General features: G+C 40.7%; 27 protein-coding genes. 3 read left to right on the plus strand and 24 right to left on the minus strand.

The window, feature by feature from the left end:
- Nucleotides 1-187 precede the first annotated feature (187 nt).
- Nucleotides 188-415: a hypothetical protein gene (locus G613_RS0109885; protein WP_022770101.1), complete on the minus strand. Its 228-nt coding sequence runs from the start codon at nt 413-415 to the stop codon at nt 188-190.
- Nucleotides 416-896: 481 nt separating this feature from the next.
- Between G613_RS0109885 and G613_RS0109890 the strand changes: the two genes are divergently transcribed.
- On the plus strand, nt 897-1,310 hold the full coding sequence (locus G613_RS0109890) for a hypothetical protein (RefSeq protein ID WP_029232514.1): 414 nt from the start codon (nt 897-899) through the stop codon (nt 1,308-1,310).
- A 36-nt stretch (nt 1,311-1,346) separates the two neighbouring features.
- Nucleotides 1,347-1,568: a hypothetical protein gene (locus G613_RS0109895; protein ID WP_029232515.1), complete on the plus strand. Its 222-nt coding sequence runs from the start codon at nt 1,347-1,349 to the stop codon at nt 1,566-1,568.
- Between the two features lie 31 nt (nt 1,569-1,599).
- Here the strand turns inward: G613_RS0109895 and G613_RS0109900 are convergent, their stop codons facing one another.
- The 12 genes from G613_RS0109900 to G613_RS0109960 form a co-directional block, all read right to left on the minus strand.
- Nucleotides 1,600-1,992, minus strand: a complete 393-nt coding sequence (locus tag G613_RS0109900) for an iron chaperone (RefSeq protein ID WP_155828062.1) — start codon at nt 1,990-1,992, stop codon at nt 1,600-1,602.
- A gap of 68 nt (nt 1,993-2,060) precedes the next feature.
- Entirely contained in the window at nt 2,061-2,294 is a 234-nt protein-coding gene (locus tag G613_RS0109905; protein WP_155828063.1) for a hypothetical protein, read from the minus strand.
- A 123-nt stretch (nt 2,295-2,417) separates the two neighbouring features.
- The gene (locus G613_RS0109910; protein ID WP_029232517.1) at nt 2,418-2,984 is read right to left on the minus strand and encodes a rhomboid family intramembrane serine protease; all 567 of its coding nucleotides are present in this window, start codon (nt 2,982-2,984) and stop codon (nt 2,418-2,420) included.
- Nucleotides 2,981-3,448, minus strand: coding sequence for an NUDIX hydrolase (locus G613_RS0109915; RefSeq protein WP_029232518.1), 468 nt, complete (start codon nt 3,446-3,448; stop codon nt 2,981-2,983). The genes G613_RS0109910 and G613_RS0109915 overlap by 4 nt, the downstream gene beginning before the upstream one ends.
- A gap of 389 nt (nt 3,449-3,837) precedes the next feature.
- Nucleotides 3,838-4,485: an alpha/beta hydrolase family protein gene (locus G613_RS0109920; protein ID WP_029232519.1), complete on the minus strand. Its 648-nt coding sequence runs from the start codon at nt 4,483-4,485 to the stop codon at nt 3,838-3,840.
- A gap of 112 nt (nt 4,486-4,597) precedes the next feature.
- Nucleotides 4,598-5,056 (minus strand): Hsp20/alpha crystallin family protein, encoded by a 459-nt coding sequence (locus G613_RS0109925; protein WP_022770111.1) that lies wholly within the window; start codon nt 5,054-5,056, stop codon nt 4,598-4,600.
- A gap of 233 nt (nt 5,057-5,289) precedes the next feature.
- On the minus strand, nt 5,290-5,511 hold the full coding sequence (locus G613_RS18010) for a rhodanese-like domain-containing protein (RefSeq protein ID WP_029232520.1): 222 nt from the start codon (nt 5,509-5,511) through the stop codon (nt 5,290-5,292).
- A 211-nt stretch (nt 5,512-5,722) separates the two neighbouring features.
- On the minus strand, nt 5,723-6,166 hold the full coding sequence (locus G613_RS0109940; RefSeq protein WP_029232521.1) for a flavodoxin domain-containing protein: 444 nt from the start codon (nt 6,164-6,166) through the stop codon (nt 5,723-5,725).
- Nucleotides 6,167-6,270: 104 nt separating this feature from the next.
- Nucleotides 6,271-6,552, minus strand: coding sequence for a hypothetical protein (locus G613_RS0109945; RefSeq protein WP_035774567.1), 282 nt, complete (start codon nt 6,550-6,552; stop codon nt 6,271-6,273).
- A 150-nt stretch (nt 6,553-6,702) separates the two neighbouring features.
- Nucleotides 6,703-7,020, minus strand: coding sequence for a hypothetical protein (locus G613_RS0109950; protein ID WP_029232523.1), 318 nt, complete (start codon nt 7,018-7,020; stop codon nt 6,703-6,705).
- A 23-nt stretch (nt 7,021-7,043) separates the two neighbouring features.
- Complete coding sequence (locus G613_RS18650) at nt 7,044-7,430, minus strand: hypothetical protein (RefSeq protein ID WP_029232524.1); 387 nt, start codon at nt 7,428-7,430, stop codon at nt 7,044-7,046.
- A gap of 323 nt (nt 7,431-7,753) precedes the next feature.
- Nucleotides 7,754-8,227: a hypothetical protein gene (locus tag G613_RS0109960; protein ID WP_029232525.1), complete on the minus strand. Its 474-nt coding sequence runs from the start codon at nt 8,225-8,227 to the stop codon at nt 7,754-7,756.
- A gap of 18 nt (nt 8,228-8,245) precedes the next feature.
- Between G613_RS0109960 and G613_RS0109965 the strand changes: the two genes are divergently transcribed.
- Complete coding sequence (locus G613_RS0109965) at nt 8,246-8,752, plus strand: hypothetical protein (protein WP_029232526.1); 507 nt, start codon at nt 8,246-8,248, stop codon at nt 8,750-8,752.
- Nucleotides 8,753-8,893: 141 nt separating this feature from the next.
- Here G613_RS0109965 and G613_RS0109970 read toward each other — a convergent pair whose 3' ends face one another.
- From G613_RS0109970 to G613_RS0110020, 11 genes are all read right to left on the minus strand, one after another.
- Nucleotides 8,894-9,259: a hypothetical protein gene (locus G613_RS0109970; RefSeq protein WP_029232527.1), complete on the minus strand. Its 366-nt coding sequence runs from the start codon at nt 9,257-9,259 to the stop codon at nt 8,894-8,896.
- Nucleotides 9,260-9,282: 23 nt separating this feature from the next.
- A complete protein-coding gene (locus G613_RS0109975) occupies nt 9,283-9,477 on the minus strand; it encodes a hypothetical protein (protein ID WP_029232528.1) in 195 nt (64 codons plus the stop codon).
- A gap of 23 nt (nt 9,478-9,500) precedes the next feature.
- On the minus strand, nt 9,501-9,782 hold the full coding sequence (locus G613_RS0109980) for a hypothetical protein (protein ID WP_029232529.1): 282 nt from the start codon (nt 9,780-9,782) through the stop codon (nt 9,501-9,503).
- Between the two features lie 76 nt (nt 9,783-9,858).
- Complete coding sequence (locus G613_RS0109985; protein WP_029232530.1) at nt 9,859-10,242, minus strand: hypothetical protein; 384 nt, start codon at nt 10,240-10,242, stop codon at nt 9,859-9,861.
- Between the two features lie 216 nt (nt 10,243-10,458).
- Complete coding sequence (locus G613_RS0109990) at nt 10,459-10,839, minus strand: DNA-directed RNA polymerase subunit alpha C-terminal domain-containing protein (protein WP_029232531.1); 381 nt, start codon at nt 10,837-10,839, stop codon at nt 10,459-10,461.
- Nucleotides 10,772-11,278, minus strand: a complete 507-nt coding sequence (locus tag G613_RS0109995) for an Lrp/AsnC family transcriptional regulator (protein WP_029232532.1) — start codon at nt 11,276-11,278, stop codon at nt 10,772-10,774. The genes G613_RS0109990 and G613_RS0109995 overlap by 68 nt, the downstream gene beginning before the upstream one ends.
- A 198-nt stretch (nt 11,279-11,476) precedes the next feature.
- Nucleotides 11,477-11,899, minus strand: coding sequence for an HIRAN domain-containing protein (locus tag G613_RS0110000; RefSeq protein ID WP_029232533.1), 423 nt, complete (start codon nt 11,897-11,899; stop codon nt 11,477-11,479).
- Between the two features lie 3 nt (nt 11,900-11,902).
- The gene (locus G613_RS0110005; protein WP_029232534.1) at nt 11,903-13,006 is read right to left on the minus strand and encodes a hypothetical protein; all 1,104 of its coding nucleotides are present in this window, start codon (nt 13,004-13,006) and stop codon (nt 11,903-11,905) included.
- Nucleotides 13,006-13,200 carry a hypothetical protein gene (locus tag G613_RS0110010; RefSeq protein WP_029232535.1) on the minus strand — a complete coding sequence of 65 codons (195 nt, stop codon included), beginning with the start codon at nt 13,198-13,200 and terminating at the stop codon, nt 13,006-13,008. Before G613_RS0110010 ends, G613_RS0110005 begins: the two co-directional genes overlap by 1 nt.
- Nucleotides 13,201-13,236: 36 nt before the next feature.
- The gene (locus G613_RS0110015; RefSeq protein ID WP_029232536.1) at nt 13,237-14,637 is read right to left on the minus strand and encodes an AAA family ATPase; all 1,401 of its coding nucleotides are present in this window, start codon (nt 14,635-14,637) and stop codon (nt 13,237-13,239) included.
- A gap of 15 nt (nt 14,638-14,652) precedes the next feature.
- Entirely contained in the window at nt 14,653-15,219 is a 567-nt protein-coding gene (locus tag G613_RS0110020; RefSeq protein WP_029232537.1) for a hypothetical protein, read from the minus strand.
- Nucleotides 15,220-15,230: the final 11 nt, after the last annotated feature.

The following is a 15,230-nucleotide window of genomic DNA, read 5'->3' on the forward strand; positions in this document are numbered from 1 at the left end:
ATCCACTCGACAGAATGTTTCTTTTTGGCCATAAAAAATCCCCCTAAAGGAGACTTTGGTTATTTCCATTGTCTACTTTAGGGGAATCATATCAAATTCCAACATCCTCTTTAAAACTTTTCCCTCATGTTACAATGCTAACTTAATGACATTGCGCATCTCTGCAGTGAAGCCCATTTGTCCATATTCAGTTAAATGCCTGTCTTCCTACAATTCTGTAGCTTTTATTCCACTTTTGCTCAACGCCTCTCCAGCTGTAAGTGAGTTCTCCATTCGGATAAAGGCAGATTGACTTCGATGTTATCTCAGAAGGATTATCTTTGGAGTCATAATATGCTCCTCCACTTGCCCTCTGGGACATCTTTTTGTAAACGAAACCATCAATAGTTATTACTTCCGGGAACTGTGTGATCATGATCACTCTCCATTGGAACAAATAAAGTTTACGGGTTTCTTATACATAATATTGTAGTACTGATATTGATATAATACAAGATAGTGTATTTAACCATTCTTTTTGTTCAGACATCACCTCTCCCTCCTGTGAACAATTTGGCACAGGAAGAAGGGAGTCTATCAAATATATGTAAAGCTCATTTTGAGCTATTTCGAGGGAGGTTTGCTGCCAGTAAAAGCTTGCTGGCAGCATATGTGTTATGAAAATGTGTGTGGGGGTGGAACATCTCTGTTCCTTATAGATTCATATTATATGTTCTGCCTTAAATTATCCTAAAAATATTATGTGGAACTCGTATCCATCACATTTCTGTCATGCATTCTCTAAAAAAGTAAAATAAGCCAGCTTATCACACTACATCTGTCATATATTTTCGCTATTCCCTGTTCTACTATGGTATTAGCAAGAGTTCACCTTGAACATGTATGGAGGAACAGTTATGTACGACATGAGAACAAGAGAAATACAAGAAGCAATTGAAGCTGCTGATGAGGCACTTAATCATCTTGAAAGAGCAAAGAGAAGCCTTTCAAGTGCCAGTGGATGGGGACTTTTTGATACTCTTGGAGGCGGATTTATCAGTGGCCTGATCAAGCACGGCAAAATGAGCGATCCCGAGTATGAAATTAATGAAGCAAAAAAGGCATTATCCAGGTTCTCGAAGGAACTTCGCGACGTTGACGGATATTCATCGGTTCATATTAACGGATTCCTTACATTTGGAGATCTCTTCTGCGATGGCTTTTTGATGGATGTACTTGTACAGTCCCAGATCGGAAAGGCCAAAAGGGAATGCGAAAATGCAATCTCACAGGTTACAAAAATCCGCAATGACCTGAAGAAAATGCTTTAATTTTTCTATAATTATGTATTAAAGGGGATTACACAAATGGAAAAACTTGAATCACATATTGCAGAGTTTGTCGGAAATTATACGCGAAGACATGGATATCCGCCAACTGTAGAGGAGCTTATAAACACGTTCGGTATCTTCCATATCATGTGTGTGATGTTTTATGTGCTGAGCCTGTACAGAATTGGTATGATTAGAAACTCACTGTTCTTTGGAACTGGCAATCTTCAGCTCATTACAATGAGGCTTAGTAACTGAGGGGGCTTTAACTAAGCCCTCTTAACACTTTTCATTCAACGGCATTTTGTTCGTAGCTCCACTTTGCAATCTCAGCTATAAGTTCGTATGGAATCTCTTTGTTATATGGAAACTGTATAGCACCTTTGCTGGTATTAAAATCAGTAAGCCTTCCGGCGAATGCTTCTATTGCATCAGGACCGGGATAAATTCCTAAGTGTTTCTTTGCCGGAGCAAAATGTATTATGTTTTTACCCTTTCTGAATGTCGGCATATTCCATGAAATACACTCTTCTGCATCAGGAATGGCTTCCCTGATTGTTTTATATACGTCATTAAGAATCTCTTTGATCTTTGGATCCGACTGTAAATTGATAAAATCAGTGATTGTCATGCACTTTCCCTCTCTATAAGCATTTCTAGGGCAACGCTCTATATTTAACAACCATATCCTCGTTTTTGTCAATAAAAAACTCCCCCACTACCCATGAATAGCGAAAGAGTTAATTATATTTAGTATTCCTGCGAATCCAAGTATTCTTCTGAAATATACTTCTCTATTTCCGCATATCCCTTTTCACCTATTCCCTTTATACTTCCAAGTGTACCCTTGTTGTATATATGTATTAGGGCAAAAACATCGGTTATATTGTTTCTGCGCAGAGCCCAGCATGTCCGGTTGCAGAAGCCACAGGACTCAATTGCTCTTTCTTTGTATATATTCTTTTCCGTAATTCTTTTTCCCACTTTTGTTTCCTCTGCTACATCAGGTCCCAAAAGCATTATATCAACGTATTATAAACCCATAATAAACGTTATATTATATATAAATTAACTCGCAGCTCCCTATGTAAAACTGGTAAGTTTTAGTTAATAACCATAAGAATATACACTGACCAAAACAAAGCCGCATATAATTCCAACTATCAGTCCGGTAAAGTGTCCGATTGAGTCTATCCTCTTTGATGTAGTCATTGCGATAAGAAGGATTATTGTCGGTATAAGAGATCTTATGCCTCCAAACCCAAACACTCTAAATGCGATCACCATATATATCCCCAATAGACCGCATATCACTCCGGATGCTCCAATGGAATATGTAAAAGGCGAGCCTTTTTTATGGAAACGTGCGGAAAAATAGCCTCCGAACAGCATGATTACGATGTAACATATAGAATATAGTTTTGTAGAAAGGACATGCTCAAGGACTGTTCCAATGTTATAAAGCGAGTACATATTACAGGCAAGATGCAACACTTCCTTCTGGGTAAACGCACTACTCACTATCCTGTAATACTGTCTGTTCTGTATAGTATCCATATATGAAGATCCGAGCATTTTTACATCAAACGCCCGAAGGTTTACCAAGGCAAATATAATGATATTGATCCCAATGATGACAATAGTTGCGGGAGAATTAAGGAATATGCTGTTCATTTTACTTCTACTTCCTTTATGCCTTTAGCCCAATCAAGAATCGGTCTTGCGTCTGGAACAAACAGCTCCTTTGGAATAGTATCTCTGTCAAAGAATCTATGCTCCAATGCTTCACCATCGGGAACCGATATCTCTCCCGAATAATTTGTCGTAATAAAAATAATGGAGAGCGAATATACCACATCTCCATTCGGATAATGTATTTCCCTGTCAGCACCTGAATACAGCCCAAAGAGCTTTAGGTCTGAAACCAATATTCCTGTTTCTTCTTTCAGTTCTCTTGTTGCTGCTTCTATATATGTTTCTCCAGGCTCAAGAGCGCCACCTGGTACACACCACTGTCCGGTGTCACTCCTTCTCTGAAGAAGGAGCTCTCCCTTTTCGTTTTCTATTAACACGCCACATCCGACAGTCATAACCAGATCATGACCTACGTGCTTTCTCATTTCTGCAATATAATTCATCTGTTCATTCTCCCATCGCCCTTGATGGATCTATTTCCAATCGCTTACAATCCTCTTTATTTCTGTAAAAACAAAATGATCAGTTAAAGCATGGCTGAGAAGTCGTCACATGATTCGACTTTTCAGCCTTTAATCTGCCCTATTGGGGTTCTTTAGGTTTTCACAGTCCGGAGGCGAATTTACCAGGTCATTGTTTCTGACCTTACAGGAAGCATTCCGGCAATCCCTGCATCTAAAGCTCACATGGTTGCCATACATCCTCTTACATGACAGTGAGCAGAACATAGCTCCTCCATGTTGGGCTGTAAACTTCCTTCCACAATTAACACATAATCTGGGAACATTTCTCGCCATAGCATCTCCTGCTTAGCTTGAGGGAAATTGTGACCTTACCTCAATTTTAAGCCTGCTATTCCCTCATAGATCTTTACAAACTCGATGGACATCTCTCTTGCATTAACGCTATCCTGCCCGTCAAATCCATGGCCTGCACCACGTATCTCTTTAAGCGTGGCATATCCATAGTTGGCTGCAGCTTCCCTTGAATACTCTATTGGCACCACGTCATCCCTATCCCCATGTATAAGAAGAACCGGCTTCCCAAAGCCTCTTTGGAGCTGCTTAACATCTATATTCTTTGCGACATTATCATATTCAGCAGTTATTTCCCTGCCAAACATGCTCGAATTTCCTGTTTCCAGTCTTTTTCTGGCATCGTCCGGTATGACAAATGCCGGATACCACAGGATAAGACCCTTTATATCACTTTTCCTTCTTGCGCCAACAATGGCCGATACAAAGCCGCCCTGGCTTTCACCTTGGAGATATATGGCTTCGCTATTGATATACGGGAGCTCTATTACAGTATCAAGCACTGCATCAAGATCGGCAGCTTCCGTCTCAATAGTCATATTTTTCATATCTCCGTCACTTGTGGATGCTGTTCCACCTCCACAGAAGTCGAAAAACACGCAAACAATCCCACTTTCTGCAAAACCTTCCCCATGATGGATGCGTAATTCTTTTAATCTGCTCATTTATTAAACTCCTCGTACAATGCTTTTTTCCTTTAAATTATAACATTCTGAGGTGTTTAGTAGAAAAGGCACCCGGTACTGATTGTACCGGGTGCCTTAAAATAAAGCTTTTTCATCCTTCAATAGCTATCAGATTCTTTTCCGGGATCTTCTTTTCCAGGGCTTTCTTAGGAACTGTCACCGTAAGAACTCCGTGCCTGTAGGTTGCCTCGATATCGCCCTTCTCTACATTGTCTCCAATATAGAAGCTCCTTGTCATGGATCCTGCATATCTCTCCTGACGGATAAGTTTGCCCTTCTTGTTCTCGTCCTTATCAAGGCCCTTTGCTGCGCTGATGGTAAGATAGCCGTTATCAAGTTCTACTGTTATCTCTTCCTTCTTGAAGCCTGGCAGGTCAACTGATACTTCGTAGTTATCATCCTTTTCCCTGATATCGGTCTTCATCATCCTGTTTGCTTTTCTTCCATAGAGCTTACGCTCCATGTTCCTCTCCATGTCGTCAAATTCATTCATTGGGAATCCAAACAGATCATCGATAAAATTCTCTTCAAAAATACTGGGTGCTAACATAATACATACCTCCTTTGCATCAAAAACATTATCTATGTTAATGAGCAATGGGACGGAGGGTTTAGATCTTAGGAAAGTTAAGTCCTAACGGTCTTCTCTGTTCCTTTGTTCTACAAACACTATAACACCGCAATTAGCACTCGTCAACCGAGAGTGCTAATTTGGATAAAATAGTATTGTACTTCTTATTACAAATTTATCATTCCGGCACAAAAAAGAGGCATCCCTGCCTCTTAATCTAGTACTGTTAATCCTTTATATGACGCGATTCCGCCTATACTTCTGGCTCTTTTATAGCCAAAAGTCTTCAGTTTCTTTACAGCGCTTATGCTTCTGCTTCCTCTTAGGCAATATACATAAATCTCCGCATCATGATCCTTTATGATACCGAACAGTAAACATACCGGTATTATCGTAGCAACCAAAACAAGAATCAATAAAACCTTTGCAGTCATTATTATAAGCCCTCCAACAATTTTGATGTTGAAATCATTATATCTTAGTTCAGAAGGCTCATATATAACTATATCGGTGATTATCAGGCATTTAATTTACTATCTATGCAAATCAAGAACTTATTCTTATCACCAATAGTTTCTGCGTCTATCTGTTCTTTTTCCTTGTTATGGTTCTTCCAGGTATCTAACCTCTTTGCCATGTCAGAGATTATAAATTCTTGTAAAACTCCACTGCAACCTGAAGCTCTTCCTCTGTAGGATGCCCCTTCTGAAGCCCTCCTACAATCTTGAACGGGCCAAAGGTGTCAAACCCACCACACTGGAATCTTCCGATCTCGTTACAGTGTTTCTCTTTAGTAGCTGCCACGATAGAATTAAAGTTGTGATTTATAGGATTACCTGCAGTTGCGATAAAAAACACATCCTTACCGGTAGGCAGATTAACCTTCGCAAAGTTGTGAAGCTGCTCTGCAAACTTCCCAAAATAAATGCCACTTGCAAATCCTATCCGGTCGTATCCTGTCAGATCCACTTCATGCTTCTCAGTTACATCAATAAGCATAATGTCGTTATCATAACCAGCAATTGCATCCAGGACCTTCTTAGTATTTCCATGATGTTGGCTATAATAAACGATAGCTGTCTTTCCCATTAACTAAACTCCTCCAAAACAGTTATATCCATTATAACCCTAACAGCTCTGTTTCACTCATAAAAAATGGACTGGAACTCTCATATGTCCCAGCCCGAATGCCATCACAAATCTTCGTTTTCTTTATAAACAAGACCATGTTTCTTAAGATTTCTTACCATAGTATTTCCAAGATTATTCATGTGTGATAGCGGTTGTCCTGCCCGGTTTTTAGCATTATTCATTATTTCTATGAACTCTTCTTCCGTTTTGGACTCCACTTCACATAAATCCTTAAATCCCGCACAAATCAAAAAATGTCTATAATGTGGGTGCATAGGCATTCCATCAAATTCACAATCATTTGGTCCTGCCTGTCGTATTCTTGTTTTCTGTTCATCTGTCATTATAAAACCGCCTTCACAAGTTTTAGAAAGGAGTAGCCCGGCTGATCTCACGAAATCCCCTACCAGACCGCACGCCCTGTGGCAACAAATCCTTACTATCCAGAGGATGGATCATTTCATTCAGGATCTGATATGTCAAAACACACACGATTAAAAATCATCTCCAAAGTCGTCTCCGAAATCATCATCGAAGTCGTCCGTGTCATATCCAGCATCCTCAAGCGCTTCTCTGCGCTCTTTCGGACTCATAAACTCTAACTCATCTTCCAGATCTTCGTCATCATCCCAGTGATGTGATTTGGAATCAGAGCTTTCTGTCATCATTTCATACATCATATCGTCATGAACTCTTCTGCAGTTTTCCTCGAAGATACTCATTTCTCCATCATGGTCAAAATCCCATCTATCTGCGCCGCCATCATATCTTTCCATTCCCATATGATGAAATTCATTAAAAGAGATACCCATATTTCCTTCCTTTCCGGCAATCGTCAATAATTGTCGTTCCAGTAATCTTCAGCTGCATCATAAGCTTCGTCTTCATCTTCGTAGTCATCTTCGTAATCGTAGAACTCTTCGTACTTGTCATCTGCAAAGTCCTGTGCTGACTTGTAGTTATGTACGTCGTATGAATCATAGGATTTCTTTGATGACTTAGAACTGCTCTTCTTAGATGAACTCTTGCTGCTTGATGATTTTGAAGAGCTCTTGTTCTTTGACTTTGAGCTTGTTGTTTTCTTTTTTGTGCTCTTCTTGCTCGATGAATAACTGCTAGTTGTTTTATTCTTGCCAGCTGCCTCTACAGATACTGATGTCATTCCCACAGATGTTATCATCATCATCACTGCTACTAAAATGCTTAATAATGTCCTCTTCATAACCACTACCTCCATTTCAGGTGAAAAGAGTTTTATCCTGTTATAAGCTTACCGCCAAGCCTTCATGTAATACATGGTTACTTCAGCGAGATTCTCTGTGTTATTTTGCTAAAACAGTGATAAAAAATGTTTTGCTTTGTTCTGATGATACTATCATGCCACACAAGGAGTCCCATATTCCTCCCTGGATACACGTACTTATGCGAAGATGCGAAGAGCGGAGAGCGTCCAAGTTCTTGGATCAGCTCTCCGCACTACGTTATAACCATATTCCAGTCGCCGAGTCGGCGACACATCCACAACAAACAACTACTACAATGTAATCAATCACCAATACAAGGACATTTGAATTGATATAGCACACTGTTGATCAGATCTATATCATAAATCCGCTTTGACAGAAAGTATCTCAGGATCATATCACCTCTGTTATTCGAGGCAAAGGAATAGCTTGCAAGTCCGAGCAATTCAACACTTTCAAGATAATCCAGACCAAAAGCAATACATAAAGCAAACACTGTTTTCTTTGAAGGATGATACCTGCGATTCTTAATTATCTTGTGAAACAACCTCCTGTCAATATAGGCTCTCTCGTAGAGATCTTTCGTAGTAAGCCGCTTGGTGTCCATATAGTAGCGGACCATGGATGAAAAAGTTGTTGTTTCATCTATATCAGAAAGCATGCTATTCACTTCAGCAACAATCTTGGATTCGGTAACATCTTTGTTTATCGCCTCTTTGACGTCATTATCCGGATTTTCAAGATCAAACAGATAAAAAATGTGTTCTTGTTTCATGCTAAAAGGAGCCTCTCAATGAAAATTATTATTATCGACACAAGCCACAATTCATCGATAACAAAGGTAAGAGCTTTTCTCAATCATCACAGTGATGCAGAAAAAGTCTTTACATTTGATGCTATGTCATGGGAATACTCTACTGTCGAAGACCTTGAAGAAGATCTTGATGAATGCCCCGAAGAATTCTTCTCAAAGCCCTGCGCATACTATGATCTCGTTGTGGCTATCCTTGGTAAAGTAAGAAAAACCGGCGCTGATTCAATTATAGTTTACTCTCCACAAATAGATGAATGCAGCAGACTATCAAGTGAATTCCTTTTTGATAATTTCATCCGGCACTTTGATATGTATAATCCCGGGATTCTAGACATCAATTATTCAAACCTCGAGTATATTCCACGTCTTGCGAAGGTCAAAAATCCAATAAAAGATCTGCTAAGCCACTTTTCACTTCCAAGATTGGATTTGTTCGGACTTGATAACGATTCAGATGAATATGATGATTTCTACTCCGCCAGTTAAATCCCCAACACTAAAAATATACCTTATAACATTTACATTTTTGTCGCCAAAAGAGCGACAAAGAGTCGGGATGCCTTGTTCGATCCCGACTCAGCAATGCACATAATCAATTTGCAAAACCAGTCTTACTTACGTTAATACTTATCTCCAAAAATCAAACACACTCCCCAATATGTATAATCCAAACAACACCAATGCTCCTATGATATTGTTCCCAACAAATAGCCATATCGCAGCAATAACAATTATAGCGAACAATATATGCCCTGACTTTTCTGCCTGAACATCTCTGCGAAGCTTCTCCATGTCAGCATTCATTTTCTTCCGCTCTTCAGCTGTAGGATACCAACCACCGCCACCAATGTCATCGCCATCATCGATGTCTACACTGCCGCCTTCATCACTTTCTTTGTAAAAAGTATCGTAAATATATGCAGCTTCATTGGAATCTATATGTCCATCATGGTTCAAATCAAAAGGAGTATTCTCAAAATTATCGTATGCCATAGCTCCCTCACTTTCCCAGGAAATTAGAACATTCTCTTTCCTGTCTTTGCCAGGATATATGCCTCATCATAAGTACACTTGTTTTCCATGGCGAACTGGTATAGTGCGCTGTCAAGATCCGGGTATTTGCGTGGATCTACGTATCCTCTGTTGCAGTCATACCAAGCTCTTTTATATAAAGCCTTTATTCTGTCTTCATTTACATCTAATAATCCCATAATTCTTACCTCTTTATCTGCAATCAAAACTCATCGTCAAAATCATCTGGATCAAGCCCAGCATCCTCAAGAGCTTCCCTGCGTTCATCTTCATCCATGAACTCGAGCTCGTCCCTGTCGAGACCTGCCATCTCGATCTCATCTAAAACGTCGTCATCTTCCTCAACGTTGCTTCCAGTTGAAATTCCATTATTGTCTTCAAAAAACGTGTCGTTAATAAAAGCCCATTCTGCTCCATCAATCTTTCCATCGCGGTTTAAATCAAATGCCGAATGTCCAAATAATCTATCCATAGGTCCTTCCATGACTAAATCCTCCTGGTTTAAAATGGGGAAACAGCTCCAAGCTATCTCCCCCGTTGTCTTTCCCTAAATATTCTCCTCAGTCGTAAAGATCGTTCCAGTAATCCTCAGCTGCCTCGTAAGCTTCGTCGTAATCATCGTAGTCATCTTCGTAATCGTAGAACTCTTCATACTTATCATCTGCGAAATCCTGGGCTGATTTATACTTGTCTGAATTATAGTAATCACTGCTGGACTTCTTTGATTTTGACTTTGATGAACTACTCTTCTTGGAACTCTTTGAACTCTTGGAAGATTTACTCTTCTTGGAAGAGGAGCTTGTTGTCTTATTTTTCTTTGATTTCTTCGAATATGAAGTTGTTGTCCTTGTCTTGTTTGATGCTTCTACAGTTACAGGTGAAGCGCTGACTGTCAGGAACATCATTGCTAATGCTATCATCAAACCAATCATTGTCTTTTTCATGGTTTCTGTCCTCCTTATGGGTGAACTGTGTGTTATCTTATTACTAGGATAAAGCCTGGGCTCTTTGGAATAAATGTTGCCTTCCGCTGCTTAACCCGTTTTAAATCGCTGTTTTGGAAAAAGATTTTTCTCCCTTGCTTTATCTTATGACCTAAGTCTAATACTCTATCAGGGTTATAAACCTCCCTATATTCACGAACAATAGTTCTCTTGCCCTCAGGAGCCCTGTTTTGCGGCATTCATCTGCACAACTTCAAGGATATATTTAGCTCTTTTCTCCTGTGGAAGAGCACTGTACTGGTATAAAAAGAGCTTTTCCATTATCTCTCTGCAGCTCTTGGAGCCACAGTTCCTGATCTTACTGATTTCTGTTCCACCGGCGATTGCCTCTGCTAGATCTCCGATAGTTCCGTATCCAGCTCTTTTTAAACTGTTATATGCTCTGACTCCAAGGTCCAATGCCTCAATTGGCGTCTCGCTCATCTTGGAATTCAGGTAAATATTGAAAAAGAACTTCCCGCCCTTTTTCTCATGAATCCTGTCCCCGGTTATCTGCTCGATTATCTGTGACAGTGTCTGGCTCTGATCTGCGCTCATATTCAATTCCTCCGTAGACGTCCTTGATAATCTCCCGGACCTGGCGCGCATGATATTCAACGATATCATCAATGCAGGCCTTTTTGATTATCTTGGCCATGTAATTGATTTGCTCTAGAGAATCGGATACAGCAACAAGATGAATATGATATTCCTTGAGAGTGGTGTAGATCTGACGCACATACACTGTTCTTGTGGCGACATATTCCAGCACCCTGTCAAAACCTTCGGGAGTTGTAATGATATCGATCAGCATCGTTATCTCATCATCTCTCTTTATGTAGGTGTTATACTGGCGGATGATTCCGGCTTCCTCAAGCTTTGCAATTCTCTTCTTGGCAGCCACTCTGGAAATTCCCAGAGCATCGCCAATCTCCTGGTAGCTCTTGCGGGCATCGCCTTTGATCATATTCAAAATCTGCTTATCTTTTTCATCCATGCATTTGCTCCTTATCAGTGTCGACTCTGATGAGCACATTATATTGAGCACATATATTTATGGCAATAGCAAAGGTTACGAAACGTAACTCTTCGGTTTCATTCCGTAACCACAACAATCAAAAATCCTCAAAAAGCCTGTACTAGCAACGTTTCTACTGCTTATGACAGAGTGGAATTTAGTTTTGCAATAGTCGTCTTAATCACACATATAAACATCAATGTAAATCTCAATCCAGGAATCCCGTTCGTCAAGATGGTCCCCTATATCACCACCATGAACAATTCCGAACAGTTCCTTTCCTGCATCCATCAAATGATAGAGCACTTCGTTCTTAACCCTGGGGATATATCCAAGCTTTTTCCCCTTAGGATCAAGAACAAGAATAGCTTTCTCATCATACTTATTCTTTGGCTCCAACAGCAGTTTGAGCCTGTCGCCCTTCTTTAATGCCTTTGCCTGCTTGTAAATAGTCTTCACATGCATAGCACCATTGATCATTGTATTCATCAAAAAGATATCCCTGGAAAACGGAAGGCTTGTATCTATGCCATTCTTACTGAGTATGCTTGATGTAAGTGCTGCACTCTGAACATTGGCAAGTTCCTTGTTTTCTCCCATTGGCTACTCCTTTTTTGCTTTACGTTTCTTGGCTTCTTTCTCGTTCTTTTCTGCTACTTTGCTGAGCTCAAGGATCTTTTCTTGAAGCTCAATAATCTTATCTGCACACTGCCTGTTATACTCTGCCAGCTCTTCCTGCCTTGCTTTAACAGCATCCTCATTAGCGAGGAAGTCCTTCTCAGTATAAGGGAAGCTGTTCTTGATCTCATCAATATGAGCCAAGAGGATCTCGACCTTTTCGGCAAGTTTTGCTCTGAGCTCCCGGAGCTTGGCTATATCATCAGGATTATCGCTGTATTTCTCAGTAATATCCGTATCATCCAACTGGTCTGCTATCTCACGAAGAGTCTCAAGATCACCTTCCGCATATGCTTTCTGTGCCTTTAACAAAAGAGCCTTATCCTTCTCCGTGGCATTTGGATTAGCATCAGGATGAAGCTTCTTCATGATCATTCTGTAAAGACGCTTAAGCTCCTCCTTTGGAGTTTCATGAATGGTCTCGCTGTCATTACCAAGACCTGCATCCTCCGCTTTTTCTCTGTCCTCACTATTCGTTTCTGAAGACTTTTCATCCTCTTTTTTGTCCTTATCTTTCGATGAATCCTCTTTATCAGCTGATTCACCATCTTTACCGCCAGAGGCCTTTCCCCTCGTATCCTTTCCTTCTTCCCTGGCTTTTCTCTCTTCCTCGGCTTTTTCTTCGTTCTTTTTATCCTGCTTAGCACGACGTTCCTTGTATTCCTTGTCGCGCTTCATGTCTTCGGCCTTCTTGTTCAGGTCTTCTTCATACTGCTTGTACTCCTGCTCGACCTTCTTCTGAACTTCTTCATACTTGGCCGCTTCCTGACGATTGATAGCTGCCTGTAGCAGTTCTATAGCTCTCTTCAGACGAGCGATTTCAAGCCTGTAGGCCTGCGCCTGATACTCCAGGTTACCAACCTTCTGGTCATAGTCTGCCCTCAGCTCAACGCATATATGATTCTCCAGGTCATCAATCTCCTCTGCAAGAGCCGCCAGCTTAAGTTCAAGCTCGAGGATTTCCTCTATAAGCTTGTCATATTCACTTATAACCGGAACAATGCCCGCATGATCAGTAGTTTTTCCCATTAAAAGAACTTCTTTCCTGTCTTGGCTAGTAGATAAGCCTCATCATAAGTGCAGTTATTCTCTCTGGCAAAGATATACAGTGCCTTATCGAGATAAGGATACTTCCTTGGATCAACATATCCCCTGTTGCACTCAAGCCAAGCCCTATGATAAAAAGCCTGTAGTTTAGTTTCATCAACATCAAATAAGCCCATAGTATTCCCCTACTCTGTCCAACAGTTGGACAACTATCACATAATTCCTTCCACATCCGCCAGCTCCAGCGTACTCAGCTGCTCATTGGTAGGATCCTTAATCTCAAATAGCCTATCTGCCTGATTCATCATAGCTGTCTCAAAGAAGTTCCTGATTTCGCGGGCATTAGCAAAGTTCTTGCTACGGTTCTGGTATTTCTTCTCAAAGGTATATGCGCAGTGCTTGATCACTTCCTCAGTTGGAATATATCCTGCATGCTTGCACATGAGCTTAAAGATCTCAAGAAGCTCTATGTCGTCATAGTCCTCAAAGTTAATATACTTGTTAAACCTTGATCTCAGGCCTGGGTTTGAATCAATAAATTCAGCCATTAGCTCCGGATAACCGGCAACGATAACTATAAAGTCATCTCTATGGTCTTCCATAAACTTCAAAAGCGTATCCACAGCCTCAGCGCCATAGTCGTTACCACTATCGCTCCTTGTCAGGGAATATGCCTCATCTATAAATAGTACTCCGCCAAGAGCCTTCTGAGCCACTTCCTGAACCTTTAGAGCAGTCTGACCAACATATCCGGCAACAAGACCCGAGCGATCCGTTTCAATAAACTGTCCCTTCGAAAGAATTCCCATCACGTGGTAAATCTGTGCCAGAAGTCTCGCTACTGTAGTCTTTCCGGTTCCAGGATTGCCATAGAACACAAGGTGATTTGATACTGGAATCTCCTTAAGGCCACGTTCTTTACGAAGCTTCTTAATCTCCTGCATATGTATCAGAGTATTGACATCCTTCTTAACTGACTCAAGACCGATTAGTTCGTTAAGCTCCTCCAGCAGCTCTTCCAAGGTCTTCTCTTTGTTTCCTTCTGCATCAAACTTAGGAATGGTCTCTCCAGGATGCACATCGCTGATATCTATTGAGCCTTTCACCTTGTCGGAGAAAGAGCTGTGTTCTCTCTTATATTTCCTAAGCGTATCCATATAAGTTGAGAAATCCTCAATCTCCTGCTTCTCAGCCTCACCATCGCAAACGATGAACTCTTTGCCCAAGCAATCAAATACATCAATGTATGATGCACTGGCAGAGACAGATAGTTCCAATCTCTGTTTAAACGCATTGTTATCCTGTTCAATCAGCCTTACCAGCGTACCAGGCGCTTTCTTCTCAAAAGCAGTGGAATAGATTCCATTTTTTTCAATATATGCCTTCAGCTCCTCTACTGAATAATTAAGGCTAAAATACTCATTTATGAAAGAAGTCTCAACCTCTGATATAGTCCCATCTGCAGCAGAAAGGTATGACAAAAAGTCCACCATTTCTGTCTTCATTGCTTCCCTTTCTGAACTATTACTGGCAGCTGCCCCGCTTACGGATGCTCCATTCGGATCGCACAGTGTATATAATTCATCCATTACTCTCTTAAGTGCTGTATTCATAGTAAAATCCTCTCTTTAACTCTTCTTAGGTGCCGGAACACCCTTCTTTGCAGGATTAACAAATATCTCCTCATCCCTTCCATTCCTGATTCCTGGATCATCCGAGTTGTCTCTCCTGAACTTCTCTACCATTTCCAAGAATCTATCCAGCTTCCCCTGCCTCTTCTCATCAGTGAAACCTTTTATGTTAACTAGAGTCTCTCCAACAAGCTTATAAACCTCATATGCGGCGTTATATGCTGTCATTTCCTCGCCAATCCCATACAGCATATTGTCAACATCCACCATCACCGAGAATGTGTGCGGTGGTTGCAAAAGATATTTTTCCTCTGACTCTACTCTTCCCAGCTCCATGATCTCATTCCAATGATTTCTGTTTACTTTAAATCCGGAAGCTTCCTCTATAAGCTCCAGCTCCTTTTCATCAAAAGAACCTTCATCAAAAATGAGATACATCCCAAAGAATGCAATCTCTGCTCTCGCAGGTTCCACAAGATCTGAATCGGCGTTTGATTTCTCCTGGATGAGCTTCATTGCCCGTCCGAAATCATTTATTGTGCTTTTTAATTCCTGTATATCCATGACTTATCCTC

The sequence above is a fragment of the Butyrivibrio sp. VCB2006 genome (genome assembly GCF_000420945.1).
In the GTDB taxonomy this organism is placed as follows: Bacteria; Bacillota; Clostridia; order Lachnospirales; family Lachnospiraceae; genus Butyrivibrio.

What these genes read in the sequence shown, in the direction of transcription:
- G613_RS0109980 (WP_029232529.1), bottom strand. Translation starts at nt 9,782, where the DNA reads ATGGAAGGACCTATGGATAGATTATTTGGACATTCGGCATTTGATTTA.
- G613_RS0110000 (WP_029232533.1), bottom strand. Translation starts at nt 11,899, where the DNA reads ATGGGAGAAAACAAGGAACTTGCCAATGTTCAGAGTGCAGCACTTACA.
- G613_RS0110005 (WP_029232534.1), bottom strand. Translation starts at nt 13,006, where the DNA reads ATGGGAAAAACTACTGATCATGCGGGCATTGTTCCGGTTATAAGTGAA.
- G613_RS0110010 (WP_029232535.1), bottom strand. Translation starts at nt 13,200, where the DNA reads ATGGGCTTATTTGATGTTGATGAAACTAAACTACAGGCTTTTTATCAT.
- G613_RS0109910 (WP_029232517.1), bottom strand. Translation starts at nt 2,984, where the DNA reads ATGAACAGCATATTCCTTAATTCTCCCGCAACTATTGTCATCATTGGG.
- G613_RS0109970 (WP_029232527.1), bottom strand. Translation starts at nt 9,259, where the DNA reads ATGGCATACGATAATTTTGAGAATACTCCTTTTGATTTGAACCATGAT.
- G613_RS0109940 (WP_029232521.1), bottom strand. Translation starts at nt 6,166, where the DNA reads ATGGGAAAGACAGCTATCGTTTATTATAGCCAACATCATGGAAATACT.
- G613_RS0110015 (WP_029232536.1), bottom strand. Translation starts at nt 14,637, where the DNA reads ATGAATACAGCACTTAAGAGAGTAATGGATGAATTATATACACTGTGC.
- G613_RS0110020 (WP_029232537.1), bottom strand. Translation starts at nt 15,219, where the DNA reads ATGGATATACAGGAATTAAAAAGCACAATAAATGATTTCGGACGGGCA.
- G613_RS0109985 (WP_029232530.1), bottom strand. Translation starts at nt 10,242, where the DNA reads ATGAAAAAGACAATGATTGGTTTGATGATAGCATTAGCAATGATGTTC.
- G613_RS0109945 (WP_035774567.1), bottom strand. Translation starts at nt 6,552, where the DNA reads ATGACAGATGAACAGAAAACAAGAATACGACAGGCAGGACCAAATGAT.
- G613_RS0109890 (WP_029232514.1), top strand. Translation starts at nt 897, where the DNA reads ATGTACGACATGAGAACAAGAGAAATACAAGAAGCAATTGAAGCTGCT.
- G613_RS18650 (WP_029232524.1), bottom strand. Translation starts at nt 7,430, where the DNA reads ATGAAGAGGACATTATTAAGCATTTTAGTAGCAGTGATGATGATGATA.
- G613_RS0109885 (WP_022770101.1), bottom strand. Translation starts at nt 415, where the DNA reads ATGATCACACAGTTCCCGGAAGTAATAACTATTGATGGTTTCGTTTAC.
- G613_RS0109975 (WP_029232528.1), bottom strand. Translation starts at nt 9,477, where the DNA reads ATGGGATTATTAGATGTAAATGAAGACAGAATAAAGGCTTTATATAAA.
- G613_RS0109965 (WP_029232526.1), top strand. Translation starts at nt 8,246, where the DNA reads ATGAAAATTATTATTATCGACACAAGCCACAATTCATCGATAACAAAG.
- G613_RS0109925 (WP_022770111.1), bottom strand. Translation starts at nt 5,056, where the DNA reads ATGTTAGCACCCAGTATTTTTGAAGAGAATTTTATCGATGATCTGTTT.
- G613_RS0109995 (WP_029232532.1), bottom strand. Translation starts at nt 11,278, where the DNA reads ATGGATGAAAAAGATAAGCAGATTTTGAATATGATCAAAGGCGATGCC.
- G613_RS0109960 (WP_029232525.1), bottom strand. Translation starts at nt 8,227, where the DNA reads ATGAAACAAGAACACATTTTTTATCTGTTTGATCTTGAAAATCCGGAT.
- G613_RS0109895 (WP_029232515.1), top strand. Translation starts at nt 1,347, where the DNA reads ATGGAAAAACTTGAATCACATATTGCAGAGTTTGTCGGAAATTATACG.
- G613_RS0109990 (WP_029232531.1), bottom strand. Translation starts at nt 10,839, where the DNA reads ATGAGCGCAGATCAGAGCCAGACACTGTCACAGATAATCGAGCAGATA.
- G613_RS18010 (WP_029232520.1), bottom strand. Translation starts at nt 5,511, where the DNA reads ATGACTGCAAAGGTTTTATTGATTCTTGTTTTGGTTGCTACGATAATA.
- G613_RS0109950 (WP_029232523.1), bottom strand. Translation starts at nt 7,020, where the DNA reads ATGGGTATCTCTTTTAATGAATTTCATCATATGGGAATGGAAAGATAT.
- G613_RS0109920 (WP_029232519.1), bottom strand. Translation starts at nt 4,485, where the DNA reads ATGAGCAGATTAAAAGAATTACGCATCCATCATGGGGAAGGTTTTGCA.
- G613_RS0109915 (WP_029232518.1), bottom strand. Translation starts at nt 3,448, where the DNA reads ATGAATTATATTGCAGAAATGAGAAAGCACGTAGGTCATGATCTGGTT.